The sequence below is a fragment of the Corallococcus sp. NCSPR001 genome (assembly GCF_017309135.1).
Taxonomy (GTDB): Bacteria; Myxococcota; Myxococcia; order Myxococcales; family Myxococcaceae; genus Corallococcus.
Genome location: NZ_JAFIMS010000002.1, coordinates 8,115,023 through 8,132,759, shown reverse-complemented (window position 1 = coordinate 8,132,759; position 17,737 = coordinate 8,115,023). Strand labels below are relative to the sequence as shown.

Sequence of the window (17,737 nt, the reverse complement as noted above, 5' to 3'; positions counted from 1 at the left end):
CGTGGGCGACCTCCGGTTTGACGTCGCCGTGCTGGGCGGCGGTCCCGCGGGCGCGGCGCTGGCGCTGGCGTTGCGCAGGCACTCGGGCCTGCGCGTCGTCTTGTTCGAGCGCTCCACCTACGCGCAGCCCCACCTGGGCGAGACGCTGCCTCCGGACAGCCGGCGGCTCCTGGCGCGGCTGGGCGTCTGGGAGGCCTTCGCGCGCCAGGGCCACCTGCGCTCCATGGGCTCGTGCTCGCGCTGGGGGGACTCCGCGCTGGGCTACAACGACCACCTGCGCTCGCCGTGGGGCACGGGCTGGCACCTGGACCGGGCCCGCTTCGACCGGATGCTCGCGGACGAGGCCTCGCGCCTCGGCGTGGACGTTCGCACCGGCGCGGCGGTGACGGACTGGACGCCCCTGGCGCACGGCGGCCACCGCCTCTTCCTGCCCCTGCAAGGGGACGCGCCCCGCGCCTTCGTGGACGCGCGCTTCGTGGTGGACGCCACGGGCCGCGGCGCCGTCTTCGCCACGTCGCGGGGGGCCCGGCGCCACACGGTGGACCGCACCTTCGGCCTGTGCGGCACGTTCGCGCTCCAGCCCGGCCGCGCCGTGGACGCGCTCACGCTGGTGGAGGCGTGCGAGGACGGCTGGTGGTACTCCGCGCGGATGCCCGGCGACCAGGTCGTCTTCGGGCTGATGGGCGACCGGGATTCGCTCCAGGGCGTGTCGCCGAAGGACGCCGGGGCCTGGCGCGCGCGGATGGAGCGCGCGCCGGAGACGCTCCGCCGCCTGGAGGCCTGTGACTTCACCGGCGGGCCCCTGCGCGCGGTGTCCGCGAACGTCGCCTGCCTGGACCGGCTGCACGGCGAGGACTGGCTCGCGGTGGGGGATGCCGCGTGCACGTTGGATCCGCTGTCCTCGCAGGGTACGTCCCAGGCCCTGCGCTCCGCGCATCAGGCCGCCGAAGCCGTGGGCCGGCACCTGCGCGGTGACTTCACCGCGTTGCGCCTCCACGAGGCGAGCACGCGGCACGCGTTCCAGGAGCACCTGCGCATCCGCGAGGGCTACTACCGCCTGGAGCGCCGCTGGCCCCACGCGCCGTACTGGCGCAACCGCCAGCAATACCACGCACCCCTTCCATTCGTCGCAGCCCTGAACCCCCTCTCCGTTGGGAAGAACGCATGACAACCGGACGTCTTCGACCGTCGCGTCACCTGCTCGCCGCCGCGGGTGTCCTCGCGCTGGGCGCGTGCACCTCATGGGAGCGCGCCGCCGACGTGCCTCCGACCCAGGCCGTGGCCGCGGTGGACGGCTACCTGTCGCCGCCCTTCCCGGTGTTCCCGCACGGGAACACGCTCACGTCATCGCTGGCGGACAACCACCCGGCGGTGCAGCAGTTCCTGACGTACTACAGCCAGCGGGCCGGCGTGCCGGTGCCCAACCTGACGCGCGCCTCGCTGTTCGCGCTGCCCAAGCGGTCGCTGGACATCGCGCACAACGGGTTGGACCTGGCGTCAGGCAACTTCAACTCGTCGCTGGTGTGCCAGTCCTGCCATGACAGCGATTGGAAGGCGTCCGGCACGGACCTGCCGCAGATGTCCTTCTGGGCGCAGCCCGGCGTGGCGCAGGTGGACCCCTCCGGCAAGAGGGACCTCGCGTCCAACTGGTCCCTCTTCGGGGACTGGAGCGGCTCCATCAAGGCGCTGGCGGCGCGCGACCCCGTCTTCCTGGCGCAGGTGGAGAACACGCGCTCCCTTTCGCCGAACCAGCCGGAGCAGGTGGACAACCTCTGTCTGCGCTGCCACTCGCCGCTGGGGCAGCGGCAGGCGAACCAGCAGGGGAAGCCCTTCAGCCACTTCATGCTGTACGCGACGCCCGAGGGCTCCGGCTACACGAGCCCCGTCCACGACCCGAACGCGAGCCCCGCCAACGCCACGCTGGGCGCGCTGGGCCGGGACGGCGTGTCGTGCGCCGCGTGCCACGACGTGGCGCCCAAGCAGGGACTGCCCTGGGACGGCAAGGACTTCACGACGTTCTACGGCAGCGAGGCCAACAGCGTCTTCGGTGGGAACCTGTCCAACCGCCTCAAGGACACGGGTGACTCCCACCAGCCTCCGGCGTTCCCGTTCACCTCGCACATGAACACCCGGCCGGGCTCCGTGGTGGGGCCGGACACGGGGCTCAACATCGCGCCCATGGCCGCGGCGGGCCTGGGGCTGGAGACGGCCACCAACGCGGCGGGAGGCCAGCCGTACCTGCGTGACGCGACGGTGTGCGGCTCCTGCCACGTGGTGGTGCTGCCCAAGGTCCCGGACCGGTACAGCAACGCGCTGACCCTCCAGGAGGCGCAGTCGCGCGGCGGCTACGTGAAGCCAGCGAGCTGCCCCACCGGGCAGAAGAACTTCACCGGCGACTTCCTCACGGACCCCTGCGTGGGCCTGGCCTACGAGCAGACGACGTACTTCGAGTGGCTCAACAGCGGCTACGCCACCCAGACGGCGTCCTGCATCACGTGCCACATGCAGCTGGCCAGCGTGTCCACCAACGACGGCTTCGAGCCGGTGGCGCAGGTGAACGCGGACCTGGCGAAGTTCTACCAGGGCAACACGGCCACGACGCCGCGCCAGTACAACCGGCACTCGCTGCTGGGCGTGAACCTCTTCGTCCACGAGATGTTCCAGCAGTTCCCGGACGTGCTGGGCATCGAGTACTACCCGTCGGAGAACTCGGTGGTGCCGCCGTTCCTCCAGTCGACGCCCATCCGCACGCGCACGGGCAACCTCATCCAGAACCCGGGCGCGGAGAACGGCGACGCGCGGGGCTGGACGGTGAGAGCGGGCACCCGGATGCAGGCCGTCAAGAGCGAGGGGAACGTCAAGCCCGCCCACGGTCAGTACTTCTTCACCGTGCGCAGCGACGCCCTCGGGAGCGAAGGGGCGACGCTGACGCTCGACGTGTCCCAGTACGCCCAGTACATCGACCGGAATGGCGGCGAGGTGGAGCTGAACTGGGGCGCGAGCGTGTTCTACCAGAACGCCTTCGAGGCCAACTTCCCCATCAAGCTCACGTTCGGGGGCTCGAACCACATCCCGGACATGCCCGAGTTCAGGAACCCGACCTACGGTACGTGGCTGAGCTTCAACCGGAACGTCCATCTCAGCCCGGGGACCCGCTCGGTCACCGTGGTGGTACCGACCAACCTCGGGGTGGATGACCTGTTCCTGTCCCTGACGCTGCCGGAGGCCGCCGCGCCCCAGCTGACGGACGCGAGCCGGAGCTACGCGGTGGCGAAGAACCTGCTCAACGCGGAGCAGTCCATCCTGGACCTGGCTGTGAACACGTCGCAGGGCGTCTTCAACCCGCTGAAGCCGGCGGTCCAGGTGTCCGTCGCGCCGCCCACCAACGCAGGCGCCACACAGGACTTCGCCGTCACCGTCACCAACAACGTGGGGCACAAGTTCCCCAGCGGCGCGGGCTTCCGCCGGGCCTTCGTGCAGTTCGAGCTGCTGGGCGACGGCGGCCGGGTCATCTGGGCGTCCGGCCAGCCGAACGCCTGGGGTGCCATCTGCCAGGGCGCGTGCAACGTGGCTGGCAGCAACACGCTGCCCTCCGAGTTCGCCACCACCGCCGGTCAGCTCCAGCCCCACCGCCAGGTCATCACCGACGAGTCGCAGGCGCAGATCTACGAGCTGCGCGTGGTGGACGACTACAAGCAGCTCACCTCCACGGAGCTGCAGCAGTTCCAGGGCGTGAAGGACAACCGCATCCTGCCGCTGGGCTGGGTGCCGCCCGCGGCGCGCAATCCCTCGGATGCGTTGCTGGGGCTCAACCTCCAGCAGCTCGCCACGCTGACGGAGCCCATGAGCACGGTGCTGGGGACCGGCGACACGAGCGTCACCAGCGACCCGGACTACAGCGCGAAGTCCGCGCCGGGCATGGACCACATCACGTACCGCATCCCGACGAACCGCACGGCGGGCTGGAAGTCCGCGCGGGTGCGGGTGAACTACCAGACCATCCCGCCCTTCTACCTGGCGGCGCGCTTCAAGGAGGGGCTGACGAACATCCAGGGCCAGCCGAAGACGCCGGGCCCCGCCATGTCGCGGCTCATCTACATGACCAGCCGGCTCAACAACCAGTCCGGTCTGTCGTACGCGCCGGACCCCAGCCAGCCGTCGAAGAAGGTCGACTTCCTCAGCAACTGGACGATGGTCATGGGCGAGTGGACGCAGGTGTCCACGCCGTAGGTGACATCAAGGCGCGCAGGGTGGACGGGGATTCGCTAGAAGCGGCGCATGCTTCCGGCGTCCTCCCCGTCCCTTCGCGGCTTCGCGGCTTCGTCCCTCTCGGTCTGGCTGCTGTGTCTGGGGTTGTTCGGGGTCTACACCACGAGCCAGGTACAGATGCAGACGGACTCGCTGTGGTCCATCCCCTCCGCGGCCAGCATCCTCCACGAGGGCAACGCCGACCTGGATGAGTACGCGCCGTCGTTCACCCCGGCGACCGCGTACGCCCGGGGCGTCTACGGCGGCCACACCTATTACGAGTACCCGCCCGGGGTGATGGTCGCCGCGCTCCCGTTCCTCGCGGCGGCGGAGGGGCTGTTCTCCCTGGGCCGGCCGCTGCTCACGCACCTGGGCGCTCCGGGCGCGAACGCGTTGGCGTGGCTGGAGTTGTTCCGGAGCACCGGCCAGGTGGACCTGGGCTCCTTCCACCGCACCGAGAACCTCATCGCTTCGTTCTACGTCTGCGCCGCCGCGGGCGTGCTGCTCGTCGCGCTGCGAAGGCGCGTGTCCGCCCGCGCCGCGCTCGTCACCGTCCTGCTCTTCGGACTGGGGACGACGGCGTACTCCACCGCCAGCCGCGTCCTCTGGCAGCACGGTCCCGGGCTGCTCGCCATCGCCTACGTCGTGCTGCTGCTGTCGAGGCCCGCGCAGACGCAGCGCACCGCGTTCCTCGCCGGGCTCGCGGTGGCGCTCGCGTATGTGTGCCGGCCCACGCACTCCCTCTCCGTGGTCGTCATCACCGCGTACTTCGTCCTGCGCTTCCGCCGGCTGCTGCCCGCGTACTTCGCGGGCGCGGCGCTCGTGGCGCTGCCGTTCTGCGGGTACAACCTCCGCCTCTACGGTTCGCTCCTGTCGCCGTATTACACGCACCCGCTGGAGGTCATGGGCTCGCGCTTCCTCATGGCGCTGGCCACGAACCTGGTGAGCCCGTCGCGCGGGCTGCTGCTCTATTCGCCGTTCCTGGTGCTCGCCGGGGTGGGGTTCGTCCAGCGCTGGCGGAGCCGGGAGCTGGAGCCTTCCGAGAAGGCCTTCGCCGTCATCGTGCTCCTGCACTGGATCGCCATCTCCGCGTTCCCCGTCTGGTGGGCGGGGCACTCCGTGGGGCCGCGCTTCTTCACGGATGTGCTGCCCTATCTCGCCGTCTTCCTTGCGTATCCCGTGCGGCTCGCGGTGGATGCGCCCCGCCAGCATCGCGCCCTGGTGGGCGTGCTCGCCGTGACGGCCGCGTTCAGCTTCGTCTTCCACTGGCGCGCCTCCACCTCCTACGACGTGCACGCGTGGAACTCCGTGCCGGTGGACGTGGACAGCGCGCCGGAGCGCGTCTGGGACTGGAAGGACCCGCAGCTCGTGCGCGCCGTTCCGGCCCGCTTCCGCGGCAACGCCCCGTAGGGCAGGGGCTCCGTCGCCTGCCTGCCTTTCTGCATGCATCCGCGTCTGGGCAGCCAGGGGTCTTGGCGTGTGCCGGGGACGCCTCCAGCTTTGCACCGGACCTTTCTGTTGGAGGCGGTGTCATGGCGAAGGCGATGAGCAAGCTGCCGCGCGCGCTGGGCTGGTTCAGCGTGGGCCTGGGCGTCACGGAGTTGTTGGGTGCGTGGAACCTGCTCCGGTTCTTCGGCATCTCGCGCGGGGACAGGTGGGTGCGGGCCTACGGTGCCCGGGAGCTCGCGGCCGGTGTGGCGCTGCTGAGCCCCGCGAAGAAGCGCCCGTGGCTGTGGGCGCGAGTGGCCGGTGACGCGCTCGACCTGGCCACCATGGGCAAGGGCCTGCGTGAGCCGGGTGTGCGCAAGGGCCGCCTGCTCGCCGCCACCGGCGCTGTCGCGGGCATCACGCTGCTGGACATCTACGCCGCCGCGAACGCGTAGCCCCGAGCGGGACGTGCGCTAGGCTTGCTCCTTCTTCGAAGGAAGGAAGCCCGTGCGTCCCGTTCTCCTGTCCCTGCTGCTCCTGCCCGCGCTCGCGGGCGCCGCCGCCCCGAAGGCGCAGGACCCGTTCGTCTTCACGGGCGTGGAGCGCATCGTCGCCGTGGCGGACGTGCACGGTGACGTGGACGCGCTGAAGGAAGTCTTGCGGCTCGCGGGCCTCATCGACGCGAAGGACCGCTGGATTGGAGGCAAGGCGCACCTGGTGCAGACCGGGGACCTGCCGGACCGGGGCGACCACACCCGCGACGCCTTCGAATTGCTGATGCGCCTGGAGACCGAGGCGCGCAAGGCCGGCGGCCGAGTGCACCCGCTGCTGGGCAACCACGAGCTGATGAACATGCGCGGCGACCTGCGCTACGTCACGCCCGGTGAGTTCGCCTCCTTCGCGGATCAGTCCTCCGTCGCTGACGGCCCGGGCGAGCCCAAGGGGCTCCGTGGCCACGCCGCCGCCTACGCCGCGGACGGACGCTACGGGAAGTGGCTGCGCTCGCACCCCGCGGTCATCCGCATCAACGACACGATTTTCCTCCACGGCGGCCTGGCGCCCACCGTCCCCGGCACCTCGTTGGAGGAGGTGAACCGTTGGGTGTGGCAGGACCTGACGCCGGGGCAGGCTCCGGGCGGCGGCGTGGATCCGCAGGGCCCGGTGTGGTTCCGCGGCTACGCCATCGATGACGAAGCGAAGTGGGACGCGGGCCTCACGCAGGTGCTGGAGCGCTTCGGCGCCCGCCGCATGGTGATGGGCCACACGCCGTCCAAGGATGGCCGGCTCTCCATCCGCTTCGGAGGCCGCGTCATCGTCATCGACACCGGCCTCAGCACCCACTACGGCCGCCACCTGGCCGCGCTGGAGCTTCGCGGCGACCGCCTCACCGCGCTCTACCCGGAGGGCCGGGTGCCCCTGCTCACCACCCCCAAGGCCGCCACGCCCACCCCGCGCCCCGAGGCGAAGACGGGCACGAAGTAGCCGGTCCTCCTCCGGACGCCCACTTGGAGGGTTCACTGGAAGTCTTTTGACTTTGATAGTCAGTATCAATATCGTCCAGCCCCATCGAACGCAGGGAGCCGCGATGCACGAGGGATGCGGGCCACAGGGAAGTGCCGGAGAGCTGCGCTGCATGTGCGGCAGCCTGCTGGCGCGACTGGTTCCGGGCGGCGTGGAGCTGAAGTGCCGCCGGTGCCACCGGACGCAGGTGGTGCCGCTGGAGGCCGGTCCTTCGGCGGAGCGACGGGGCGGTGGTGCTCCCCGGGGTGAGCGCGGCTGAGACGGTTTGAAGGAACGGGCCCGCGGTCAGGGGCTCGCGGCAGTGTATCTCCTGCGGCCCGAGGCCCCTGAGCCCAGCGCCCGACAGGCTTCCCGTGAGCGGAGGCCCCCGGCTTTCGTGCCGGGAGGACGTCGGATGTCCGGGCGTTGGTGGCTGTGCGCGCTGCTGTGGAGTGCCCTGTCCGGCCTGGCCCGGGCACAGGACGTGACGTCCGTGGACGCGGGCGTGGCGCAGGCCGCGTCGCCGTCGGTGCCGGACGCGCCGCCCGCGCTTCCGGTGGAGGAGCCTCCCGCGCTCCAGACGGTGGTGACGGGGTCCCGGACTCAGGAGCGTCTTCGCGAGACGCCGGTGGCCACCGAGGTCATCACCCGTTCGGAGCTCGTCGCCAGCGGCGCGCGAGACGCGTCGGAGTTGTTGAACGCGCGCCCGGGCTTCGTGGTGCAGCAAGGCTTCTCGGGCTCCGGGCTGTCCATGCAGGGGCTGGCGCCGGAGTACGTGCTGGTGCTGGTGGATGGCGAGCGCGTCACCGGCAAGGTGGACGGCGACATCGACCTGTCGCGCCTGTCGCTGGAGGACATCGAGCAGGTCGAAATCGTGAAGGGCCCTGGCTCCGTGCTCTACGGCAGCGACGCGGTGGCGGGCGTGGTGAACTTCATCACCCGCCGCGCGCAGCGCACCTTGGGCGCGGACCTGCGCGCCGCGTACGGCACGCTGGGCCGGCTGGACCTCGACGCCACCGGTGAGACGCGCGGCGACGCGTGGGGCCTGCGCATGAGCGCCGGGCTCCAGCGGCGCGACGCCTACGACCTGGACACCTCGGACATTGGCACCACGGGCAGCACGCTGAGCGGCTACGACCTGTCCGCGCGCGGTGACTGGCGTGGCTCGGAGACGCTGTCGTTGGAGGGCACCGCTTCCTATTCGCACCGCATCCAGCGCGGCGTGGACCTGGGCGCCGCGGGCGCGGTGTTCGACCGGGCCGCCCGTGACAACACCTTCACCTCGCGCCTGTCACCGACGTGGCGGCTGGGGGAGGGGATGTCGCTGCGCACGGACGTGTCCTACAGCCACTACGCGCGGCGCTATCTGCGCGACCAGCGCAACGCCTCCGCGCTGGACAGCGTGGAGGACACGCGCGACCAGCAGGCCCGCGTGGGCGCGCAGTTGGACGCGCGTCCCGGCGGCGGCCACGCGCTGGTGGTGGGCACCGAGTACCTGGGCGAATGGTTGCAGTCCGACCGGCTGGATGGCGGACGCGGACGGCGCGGGCGCGGCTCGCTGTACGCGCAGGACAACTGGACGCTCTGGGAGCGGCTGGGGCTGGTGGCGGTGCCCGGCGGACGGGTGGACGTGGATTCGCGGTTCGGGCTCGCGCTCACGCCGCGCATCGCGCTGAAGGTGGAGCCGCTGTCGTGGCTCACCGTGCGCGGTAGCTACGGCTGGGGCTACCGCGCGCCGAGCTTCCAGGACCTGCTCATCGACTTCGAGAACCCGTCCGTGGGCTACACCGTGCGCGGCAACCCGGACCTGAAGCCGGAGCGCTCGCGCAGCTTCAGCTTCAACGTGGAGACGCGCCCCACGCGAGACTCCGTGGTGTGGGCGGGCGTGTTCCAGCACTCGCTGCGCGACATGATCACCGCGTCGCTCCAGTCCGAGGGCGACTTCCTGCGCTACTCGTACATCAACATCGCCCGGGCCCGCGTGCGCGGCGGCGAGCTGGGCCTGCGCCAGACGCTGCCCGGCCGCATCCAGGTGGAGCTGGGCTACACGCTCACCGACGGCACCGACCAGGACCTGGACCGCGCGCTGGAGGGCCAGGCGCGGCACCGGCTCACCGCGCAGGCCACGTGGCGCCATCGCCGGTGGGGCCTGGAGGCCCACGTGCGCGGCGCGCTCACCGGCGAGCGTCCCTTCCATCCCGATACCAACGGAGACGGTGTGGCGGATTCCTACCGTGCCAGCCCCACCGTCTCCCTGGATGCCCGGGTCGCCTGGCTCCTGCCAGCGGGCGGGCTCCAGCTTTTCGCAGTGGGCAGCAACCTCACCGGTGCGGGCAATCCGACGGACCTGCCCATCCCGCCCCGCACCCTCCAGGCCGGTGTCTCCACCCGGTTCTGATTCTTCACCCAGCACCCATCAAGGAGTCCGCATGTTCCCCATTCCCTTCCGTTCCGGCCTCTTGGGCCGCGCCTGCGCGGCGCTGCTCATCGCGGGCCTGGGCACCGCGTGCGGTGACGACCTCCAGCCCACGCCCGGGCCCGAGGACGAGGACCCCATCGTCACGCCGCAGGACGGCGCGAACCTGAAGCACCACGACAACGGCGATGGCTCGTTCACCTCCGTCGTCGACGCGACCAACGCGGACGCGTGGATTGGCCTGGACCTGGATACGGGCAAGCAGGTGAGCGCGACGGAGGACGCGGTCTGGGACCTGGCCTTCCAGCGCTACACGGTGAAGGCGCGCGGGGGTGTCAGCGGCACGGGCAACGTGCAGGTGGCCATCGTGCCGGACACGGCGTTCGCGGCGCTCACCCAGGCGCCCGCGTCCGGCTACCTGACGGACGCGGCGGACGGCCCGGACACCGGTGACAGCCCGGACACCGTCTTCAACCTGGGGGACGGCTGGTACGTCTACGACCTGCCGACCCACACGCTCACGCCTCGCGACCAGCTCTACGTCGTGCGCTCGGATTCCGGCGCGTACTTCAAGCTGCGGGTGCAGGGCTATTACGACGCCGCCGGCACGCCCGCGATGATGAAGCTGCTCTGGGCGCCGGTGGCCGCGCCGGCCGGGGTGGGGCCGTGATGGGCCGCACGGAGGAGGTGGCAGGCCCGCTCGCGGCGCTGCGGGAGCGCTGGCGGGCGCTGCGTGAAGCGGAGCCGCGCCTGCGCATCCGCGACGCGGCGGACACGCTGGGCGTGAGCGAGGCGGAGCTGCTCGCCACCGGCTTGAGCGGTGAGTTGGTGCGGCTGGAGCCGCGCCTGGACGTGCTGTTGCCCCGGCTGGAGTCGCTGGGCCGGGTGATGGCGCTCACGCGCAACGCGTCCGCGGTGCATGAGAAGAAGGGCGTCTACCGCAAGGTGGAACTGCACGGCGCCCGGGCGCTGGTGCTGGACGAGGACATCGACCTGCGGCTGTTCCTGTCGCGCTGGTGCTTCGTCTTCGCGCTGCGCGAGGACCTCTCCGGCCAGGTGCGCCGCAGCTTCCAGGTGTTCGACGCCGCAGGCACGGCGGTGCACAAAATCTATCTCCAGGACGACGCGAACGTCGCCGCCTTCGAGGGGCTGGTGCGCGAGCTCCAGCACGAGGACCAGGGCCACGTGCTGGACGTGGTGCCGGCGTCTCCGCCCTCGGAGCCCCGGCCGGACTCGGAGATCGACACGCCGGGCCTCAAGGCCGGCTGGCGGGCCCTCCAGGACACGCACGAGTTCTTCGCGCTGCTCGGCAGGTTCAAGGTGGCGCGCACGCAGGCGCTGCGGCTGGCGGGGACGGAGTTCGCGAAGCCGGTGACGCCGGACTCGCTGGGCTGGACGCTGGAGCGCGCCGCGGCGAGCGAGCTGCCCATCATGGTGTTCGTGGGCAACCCGGGCGCCATTCAAATCCACACCGGTCCGGTGCGCACGGTGCGGCCCATGGGCCCGTGGATGAACGTGATGGATCCGGGCTTCAACCTGCACGTGCGCGCGGACCACGTCCACACCGCCTGGGTGGTGCGCAAGCCCACGCGCGACGGCGACGTCACCTCGCTGGAGCTGTTCGACAAGGCGGGGGAGAACATCGCGCTGCTCTTCGGCAAGCGGAAGCCGGGCGAGTTGGAGTCCCCCACGTGGCGGGCGCTGATGGAGGACCTGGTCCGGACGCTGCCCGCGGTGGAGGTGGCGTCATGAGGCGCACGGCCTCGAAGTGGGGGCTCGCCGCGGCCCTGTTCGCGCTGGCGGCGCACGCGGCGCCTCCGGTGGCGAAGCCCGCGCCGAAGCTCATCACCATTGGACCGGCCATCACGCAGACGGTGTTCGCGCTGGGCGCGGGCGACCGGGTGGTGGGCGTGGACGACTCCAGCGCGGCGTTGCCGGAGGCGTCGAAGGTGCGCACGGTGGGCTACCAGCGCGCGCTGTCCGCGGAAGGGGTGCTGTCGCTGGGCGCCGGCCTGCTCCTGGGCTCCGCGGAGGCGGGGCCCCCGCCGGTGCTGGAGCAGCTCAAGCAGGCGGGCATGAAGGTGGAGACGTTCGCCAACGAGCCCACGGTGGAGGGTGCGCGCGCTCGCATCCAGGGCATCGCGGAGCGTCTGGGCATGCCGGAGCAGGGCAGGGCGCTGGTGGCGAAGCTGGACGCGGACCTGAAGAAGGCGGAGGACCGCGCGGCGCGGGTGAAGGGCTCGAAGCCGCCGCGCATCCTCGCCATCTACGCGCGCGGTGCGGGCACGATGATGGTGGCGGGCTCGGGCACCGTGGCGGACACGCTCATCCGCCTGACGGGCGCGGTGAACGCGGCGGACTCGCTGCCGGGCTACAAGCCGCTGGGCGCGGAGGCCGTGGTGGCGGCGGCGCCGGAGTTCGTGCTCCTGCCCGCGAGCTCGGTGTCGTCGGTGGGCGGCGCGGAGGGACTGGCGAAGCTGCCCGGGCTGTCGCAGGTGAAGGGCTGGAAGCTCGTCACCGTGGAGGACGTGGACTTCATGGGGCTGGGGCCCAACCTGGGCCAGGCGGTGGCGCGCGTGCAGGACGCGGTGGCTCCGGCTCCAGCTCCGGCGACGGGCGGCGGCAGATGAGCGCGTCGGAGGCCATGCCCGTGCCCGCGTCGCGTCCGGTATCTTCGCGGGTGCCGGGCGCGGGGCCCTGGGTGACGCTGGGGCTGCTGCTGGCGTTGATGGTCCTGGTGTCGCTGGCGGTGGGCTCCATGACGGTGCCGCCGTCCGCCATCCTCGGAAGTCTCTGGGAGGCGCTGGGCCTGGGCGAGGCCTCCCACCCGATGGACGCAAGGCAGCGCGCGGTGCTGTTCACCTTGCGCCTGCCGCGCGTGTTGATGGCCGTGATGGTGGGCGGGGTGCTGGCGACGACGGGCGCCGCGCTCCAGGCCCTCTTCCGCAATCCGTTGGTGGAGCCCGGCCTGCTGGGCACGTCCAGTGGGGCGGCGCTGGGCGCGGTGCTGGCCATCGTGCTGGACGTGACGCTGGCCGCGCACATGGGGGCCTTCCGGATGCTGGTGGTGCCGAGCGCGGCCTTCCTGGGCGCGCTGGCGGCGACGGTGCTCGCCCTGCGGTTGGGCACGGGAGGAGGGCGCACGGACACGCCGCGCGTGCTGCTGGCGGGCGTGGCGGTGAGCGCGGGCGCGTTCGCGGGCATGGGGCTGCTCACGCACAGCGCGTCGGACGCGCAGTTGCGCACCATCACCTTCTGGAGCCTGGGCAGCCTGGGTGGCGCGTCGTGGGAGACCGTGGGCGCCGCGGCGCTCCCGCTGGCCGTGACGCTGGGTTTGCTCCTGAGTGAGGCACGCGCGCTCAACCTGATGCTCCTGGGGGAGCGTGAAGCGTGGCACCTGGGCGTGGACGTGGAGCGGCTCAAGCGCAAGCTCATCCTCGCCGCCGCGCTGGGCGTGGGAGCCGCGGTGTCGTTCTGCGGGATGATTGGCTTCGTGGGCCTGCTGGTGCCGGCGCTGCTGCGCATCGCGCTCGGTCCGGACCACCGCAGGTTGCTGGCCGCGTCCGCGCTGTCGGGAGCATCGCTGCTGCTCGCATCGGACCTGCTCGCGCGCACGCTGGCGTCTCCTTCCGAGCTGCCGGTAGGCGCGCTCACGTCCGTGCTGGGCGTGCCCGCTTTCATCGCGCTGCTCGCGCGCAAGGGGGCGGCATGAGCCACGAGACACATGAAGCGGGGCGCGCCGCCGTGCCGGGGGATGACGCCATCGCGTTGTCTGCTCGCGAGGGGGCGGCATGAGCCTGGAGGCGCGCGGCATCGAGGTGTGGCGCGGGCGGGGCAGGGTGGCCGGACCGCTGTCGCTGGAGGTCCGGCCCGGCGAGGTGTTGGCCGTGGTGGGGCCCAACGGCGCGGGCAAGTCGTCCCTCCTCGCGGCGCTGTCGGGCGAGCTGCGCTGCAAGATGGGCGACGTGTACCTGGAGGGCCGCGCGCTGCACCTGTGGCCCTCGGTAGAGCGCGCGCAGCGGCTGGGTGTGCTGCCCCAGGAGTCCTCGCTGGGCTTCGGCTTCACCGCGCTGGAAGTGGCGGTCCTGGGCCGCAGCCCGCATGTCCGCCGGGGCGGTGACGCGTCCGACCTGGACATCGCCCGCGCGGCGCTGGATGCCACCGACACGCAGCACCTGGCCTCACGCGCGTACACCACGCTCTCCGGTGGCGAGCGGCAACGCGTGCAACTGGCCCGCGTGCTGGCCCAGCTGTGGACGCCGCCCGTGCATGGCCACCGCTACCTGCTCTTGGACGAGCCGACGGCGAGCCTGGACCTGTCCCACCAGCACCTGGTGCTGGAGCGCGCCCGCGCCTTCGCGCAGGGCGGCGGCGCGGTGCTCGCGGTGTTGCATGACCTGAACCTGGCCGCGAGGTACGCGGACCGCATCGCGGTGTTGGACCAGGGCCGGTGCGTGGAGACGGGCACGCCTTCGGGAGTGCTGACGCCCGGCCTCATCGCGGGCACCTTCGGGTTGCAGGTGGAGGTGGTGTCGCGGCCGGACCTGCCCGGGCCACTGGTGATTCCCCTGGGCCGCGCACCCGCGCCGCCCTGACGCACCGTCTTCCTCCCGCGAGGAGGGTGTCCACGCGCGCGAACGCCCCTCCAAGGCCACGCGTCGGACCCTCCTCGCGGAAGGACGTTGTGCCCTTCACAGGCGGGCCACGCGCTCCCGCGTCGCGCGCCGGGGACGCGCCAGGGCCGGCTCCGGCCGCAGGTACCCGACCGCGAGCGCGGCGATCTCATCCACGAACGCGTCGTCCTCTACATAGTCCGGCCGGTCCGTCAGCGCCGTGTGGCACAGCGCCTCCACGGTGTTCACCAGGATGAAGACCGCCATGTCCAGGTTCCGGGGGCGCAGGTCCTCGATGCGGGGCGCGAGGAACGCCCGCACCAGCCGGTGCAGCCGCTGCGAGTACACATCCGACAGGCCCCACTGCCGCATCCGAGGCATCAGCTCGTGCAGCGCCTGCTGCAATCGAGGGTTCTCCCGCTTCACAGCGAGCACCTGCCGGATGATGGCGCGCATCGCCACCGGGAGCGGCTGCCCGGCGAGCGGCACCAGCCCGGCCTCGAAGTCCGCCAGCGACCGCGCGCGGTGCTGCTCCATCAGCGCCGTCACCAGTCCCTCCTTGCTGGGAAAGTACTGGTAGAGCGAGCCCACGCTCACCCCTGCCTCCTGGGCGATGCGGTTGGTGCTCGCGGCCTCATAGCCATCCCTGAGCAGAACGCGAGCAGTCGCGGTGAGGATGGCCTCCACCGTGGCCTGCGCACGCTCCTGGCGGGGCGCCCTGCGACGGGAGGGAGGGGGACGGCGGGGCATGAGGCCTCCTCAAGGAAACGTGAGCACCACGCGAGTTGAGAACGTGAGCGACCGCTCACATTCTAGCCCCATGCAAACGACCTCGTCCCAGTCCCCAGTTCGTTCGTCTGTCGCCCCCGCCGCCCCGCGGAGCAAGGCCTTCCCCTACGCGGGCCACCGCGCGCTCGTGACGGGCGCGTCCTCCGGCCTGGGCGAGGTGTTCGCCCGTGAGCTGGCGGCGCGAGGCATGGACCTCATTCTGGTGGCCCGCTCCGAGGACCGGATGCGCGCGCTGGCGGCGGAGCTGAAGGAGGCCCACCACGTCCAGGCGGAGGTCATCGCGTTGGACCTGGGCCGCGAGGGCGCGGGCCGCGAGCTGTACGCGCGCTGCCAGGAGAAGGGCCTGCGGGTGGACCTGCTGGTGAACAACGCGGGCTTCGGCACGCACGGGGCCTTCGACGCGGCGCCGTTCGCGCGGCAGCACGAGCAGGTGATGCTCAACGTCACGTCGCTGGCGGACACCTGCCACCTGTTCCTGCCGGACATGCTCGCGCGCGGCGTGGGCGGCATCCTCAACGTGGCGTCCATCGCGGGCTTCCAGCCGGTGCCGTACATGGCCATCTACGGAGCCACCAAGGCGTTCGTGCTGTCCTTCACGGAGGCGCTGTCGGAGGAGACGCGCGAGCGCGGCGTGCGGGTGACGGCCCTGTGCCCGGGGCCCGTGAAGACGGCGTTCTTCGACGTGGTGGGCACCCAGCAGGCCGCGGTCGGCCCCATGGCGACGGCGGAGGAGGTGGTGCTGCACGCGCTCAAGGCCCTGGACCAGGGCCGGGCGTCGGTGGTGCCGGGGTGGCGCAACTGGCTGCAGGCCAACCTGACGCGCTTCACGCCGCGCTGGCTGGGCCTGCGCGTGGCGGCCGGGATGATGCGGCCTCCGGAGGCGGTGGGGACGGAGGCCGCGCGGCTCACGCCGTAGAGGCATGCCCCTGGCACAGGACGCCAGACGCCGCTTCAGCACTGACGGCAGGGGCGAGTCCAGGGCCGCGGCGATTGGCCAGCTCCAAACGGCTGATGCCACGGAAGGCCACCACGACCGGGTCGAGCCACTGCTCCGTGTCGAGGTGCCCTCCTCCGTCGCGAGCTCCAACCCCGTCCATCCGGCGCCTGGCCGTGCAGCGACTTGCACCGGTTGTGGCTCACGGGGGGCGCCACCCGAGAACCGTGGGCGCGAAGTCGGTCGCGCAGCGCCAGCAGCTCCGGTTCGGACGGGACGCTCAGGGCCAGGTGCTGCATGGCGCCCGGTGCCACGGAGCCCGCACTGAAGCCTGGAAGAGCGAGTCTTCCAGCAGGGAGCCAGACGACAGCGCCCTCCGGCGAACAGGTGACCAGGACTGGGTTGGTCAATCTCGTGGCCAGAAGTTCTCGGTGAGGAGCCTGGCGCCGCCCGCCCGGGCCCGGTTGCCTCAAAACCTGTCCGACAGTCGGACAGGTTTTCGCCGCATGGAGCCCGCGAACTTGTCCGACTGTCGGACAGGTTTTCGCCCCATGCCGCCCGGGGGCGCGCTGGCTCGGCAGGCGCGCACGTCCATGTCAGACCCCTGTGGTTGGATGGCCATGCTGGAACGAGGAAGGGGATGGGGATGGAACGGCGAGGGCTCGTGGCCTATGTGGAGGCGCAAATCGAGCGCGATATCGCGCTGGGGCGGCTGCACCCGAGCGGGCAGTTCGGCTCCGAAGCGAAACTGGCGCGGCGCTATGAGGTATGCCGGGGCACCATCCGCGAGGCGCTGCGACGGCTGGCGGCGCGGGGCCTGGTGGTGCAGCGCCCCGGACGCAAGACGCGCGCGGTGCCGCTGGATGAATCGCTGACATTGGAGAACCTGGGCCTGGCGCTGCATGACGCGAGCAACCCGGATGCCCGGTGGCTTCTGGAGGGCTACTTCAGCCTCAAGCGGCAGGTGCTGGTGGAGCTGCTGGTCGACTGCTGCGAGAAAGCTTCGGACCTCGACCTGGACCGGCTGGGGAGCGCGTGCTTCCGGCTTCAGGACGCGGCGCGCTGGGAGTCGGGGGAAGCCTGCGCGCAGGCGGAATTCGAGTTGCTGCGGCAGGCAGCGCGAGTGGCGGCACGTCCCGGGCACGTGCTCCTCGTTCAGTCCCTGCAGCGGGCCTTCCTGGGAGGAGCCGCCCAACTGCTGCCTCATCTGGGCGGAGAGGCGCTGCGCGAGTGGGCCTTCCGCCTGATGGCGATCCTGCACGAGCGCGATGTGCAGGCACTTCAGCATGAGCTGCCGGCACTGATGAAGGCTCGCGATGAGCGCGTGCTCGATGCCTTCGCTCCCGTCCCCGTCAAGCCTGCGTCCTCCGAGGCCCCATGCTCCCAGGAGGGTCTCGCCGGTGCTCACGTGGCAGCCACTGGGATGGCGGACGCGCCGGAGGTAGTCCCTTCTGTCGAGGAGCGGAGCCCCGGTTGCCGCGTACCCGCCCCAGAGGATGCCGAGGCGCTCGGGGGTGCCCCCTGTCTTCAGGAGCAGGGTTTCCTCGTGGAGCAAACCCTCGGGACGCCGCTGGCTCCATCCGCTATCGGGCTCGTTCCTGGCGAGCCAGATGGGGTGTGCGCTGGGGATTCGATGAGCGCGGCCTTGGGTCATGTGTCCGGCTGTCGGACAGGTCCTGGCGCCTTGGGCTCAGATGGCGGTCCGGTTCACGATAGCCGGGGGACCCTGGGCCGGTGGGCTGCTCGCCTGTGGCGATTCATTTCCATGACCCTGGGACTGTCTGCTTCGTGAGTGATGACAGCGCCTGC

General features: G+C 71.6%; 15 protein-coding genes. 14 read left to right on the top strand and 1 reads right to left on the bottom strand.

What is annotated here, in order from left to right:
• Position 1 precedes the first annotated feature (1 nt).
• From JYJ93_RS34600 to JYJ93_RS34545, 12 genes are all read left to right on the top strand, one after another.
• Positions 2–1,168: an FAD-dependent monooxygenase gene (locus tag JYJ93_RS34600; RefSeq protein ID WP_206798783.1), complete on the top strand. Its 1,167-nt coding sequence runs from the start codon at positions 2–4 to the stop codon at positions 1,166–1,168.
• Complete coding sequence (locus JYJ93_RS34595; RefSeq protein WP_206798782.1) at positions 1,165–4,230, top strand: hypothetical protein; 3,066 nt, start codon at positions 1,165–1,167, stop codon at positions 4,228–4,230. The genes JYJ93_RS34600 and JYJ93_RS34595 overlap by 4 nt, the downstream gene beginning before the upstream one ends.
• Positions 4,231–4,278: 48 nt before the next feature.
• Positions 4,279–5,658, top strand: coding sequence for a hypothetical protein (locus JYJ93_RS34590; protein WP_206798781.1), 1,380 nt, complete (start codon positions 4,279–4,281; stop codon positions 5,656–5,658).
• A gap of 122 nt (positions 5,659–5,780) precedes the next feature.
• On the top strand, positions 5,781–6,131 hold the full coding sequence (locus tag JYJ93_RS34585; RefSeq protein ID WP_206798780.1) for a hypothetical protein: 351 nt from the start codon (positions 5,781–5,783) through the stop codon (positions 6,129–6,131).
• Between the two features lie 52 nt (positions 6,132–6,183).
• Positions 6,184–7,158: a metallophosphoesterase gene (locus JYJ93_RS34580; protein ID WP_206798779.1), complete on the top strand. Its 975-nt coding sequence runs from the start codon at positions 6,184–6,186 to the stop codon at positions 7,156–7,158.
• Between the two features lie 151 nt (positions 7,159–7,309).
• The gene (locus JYJ93_RS34575) at positions 7,310–7,456 is read left to right on the top strand and encodes a hypothetical protein (RefSeq protein ID WP_242544039.1); all 147 of its coding nucleotides are present in this window, start codon (positions 7,310–7,312) and stop codon (positions 7,454–7,456) included.
• 135 nt (positions 7,457–7,591) lie between these two features.
• Complete coding sequence (locus JYJ93_RS34570) at positions 7,592–9,574, top strand: TonB-dependent receptor (protein WP_206798777.1); 1,983 nt, start codon at positions 7,592–7,594, stop codon at positions 9,572–9,574.
• Positions 9,575–9,605: 31 nt separating this feature from the next.
• Positions 9,606–10,262 carry an HmuY family protein gene (locus tag JYJ93_RS34565; protein ID WP_206798776.1) on the top strand — a complete coding sequence of 219 codons (657 nt, stop codon included), beginning with the start codon at positions 9,606–9,608 and terminating at the stop codon, positions 10,260–10,262.
• The gene (locus tag JYJ93_RS34560) at positions 10,262–11,344 is read left to right on the top strand and encodes a ChuX/HutX family heme-like substrate-binding protein (protein WP_206798775.1); all 1,083 of its coding nucleotides are present in this window, start codon (positions 10,262–10,264) and stop codon (positions 11,342–11,344) included. The genes JYJ93_RS34565 and JYJ93_RS34560 overlap by 1 nt, the downstream gene beginning before the upstream one ends.
• Complete coding sequence (locus tag JYJ93_RS34555) at positions 11,341–12,222, top strand: ABC transporter substrate-binding protein (protein ID WP_206798774.1); 882 nt, start codon at positions 11,341–11,343, stop codon at positions 12,220–12,222. Before JYJ93_RS34560 ends, JYJ93_RS34555 begins: the two co-directional genes overlap by 4 nt.
• Positions 12,219–13,304 (top strand): iron ABC transporter permease, encoded by a 1,086-nt coding sequence (locus JYJ93_RS34550; RefSeq protein ID WP_206798773.1) that lies wholly within the window; start codon positions 12,219–12,221, stop codon positions 13,302–13,304. Before JYJ93_RS34555 ends, JYJ93_RS34550 begins: the two co-directional genes overlap by 4 nt.
• Before the next feature lie 79 nt (positions 13,305–13,383).
• Positions 13,384–14,187, top strand: coding sequence for a heme ABC transporter ATP-binding protein (locus tag JYJ93_RS34545; RefSeq protein WP_206798772.1), 804 nt, complete (start codon positions 13,384–13,386; stop codon positions 14,185–14,187).
• Between the two features lie 96 nt (positions 14,188–14,283).
• Here JYJ93_RS34545 and JYJ93_RS34540 read toward each other — a convergent pair whose 3' ends face one another.
• Positions 14,284–14,955: a TetR/AcrR family transcriptional regulator gene (locus JYJ93_RS34540; RefSeq protein WP_206798771.1), complete on the bottom strand. Its 672-nt coding sequence runs from the start codon at positions 14,953–14,955 to the stop codon at positions 14,284–14,286.
• 70 nt (positions 14,956–15,025) lie between these two features.
• On the opposite strand from JYJ93_RS34540, the gene JYJ93_RS34535 reads away from it, so the two are divergent.
• Both JYJ93_RS34535 and JYJ93_RS34530 read left to right on the top strand, forming a co-directional pair.
• Entirely contained in the window at positions 15,026–15,910 is an 885-nt protein-coding gene (locus JYJ93_RS34535) for an SDR family oxidoreductase (RefSeq protein WP_206798770.1), read from the top strand.
• A 658-nt stretch (positions 15,911–16,568) separates the two neighbouring features.
• On the top strand, positions 16,569–17,720 hold the full coding sequence (locus JYJ93_RS34530) for a GntR family transcriptional regulator (protein ID WP_206798769.1): 1,152 nt from the start codon (positions 16,569–16,571) through the stop codon (positions 17,718–17,720).
• Positions 17,721–17,737: the final 17 nt, after the last annotated feature.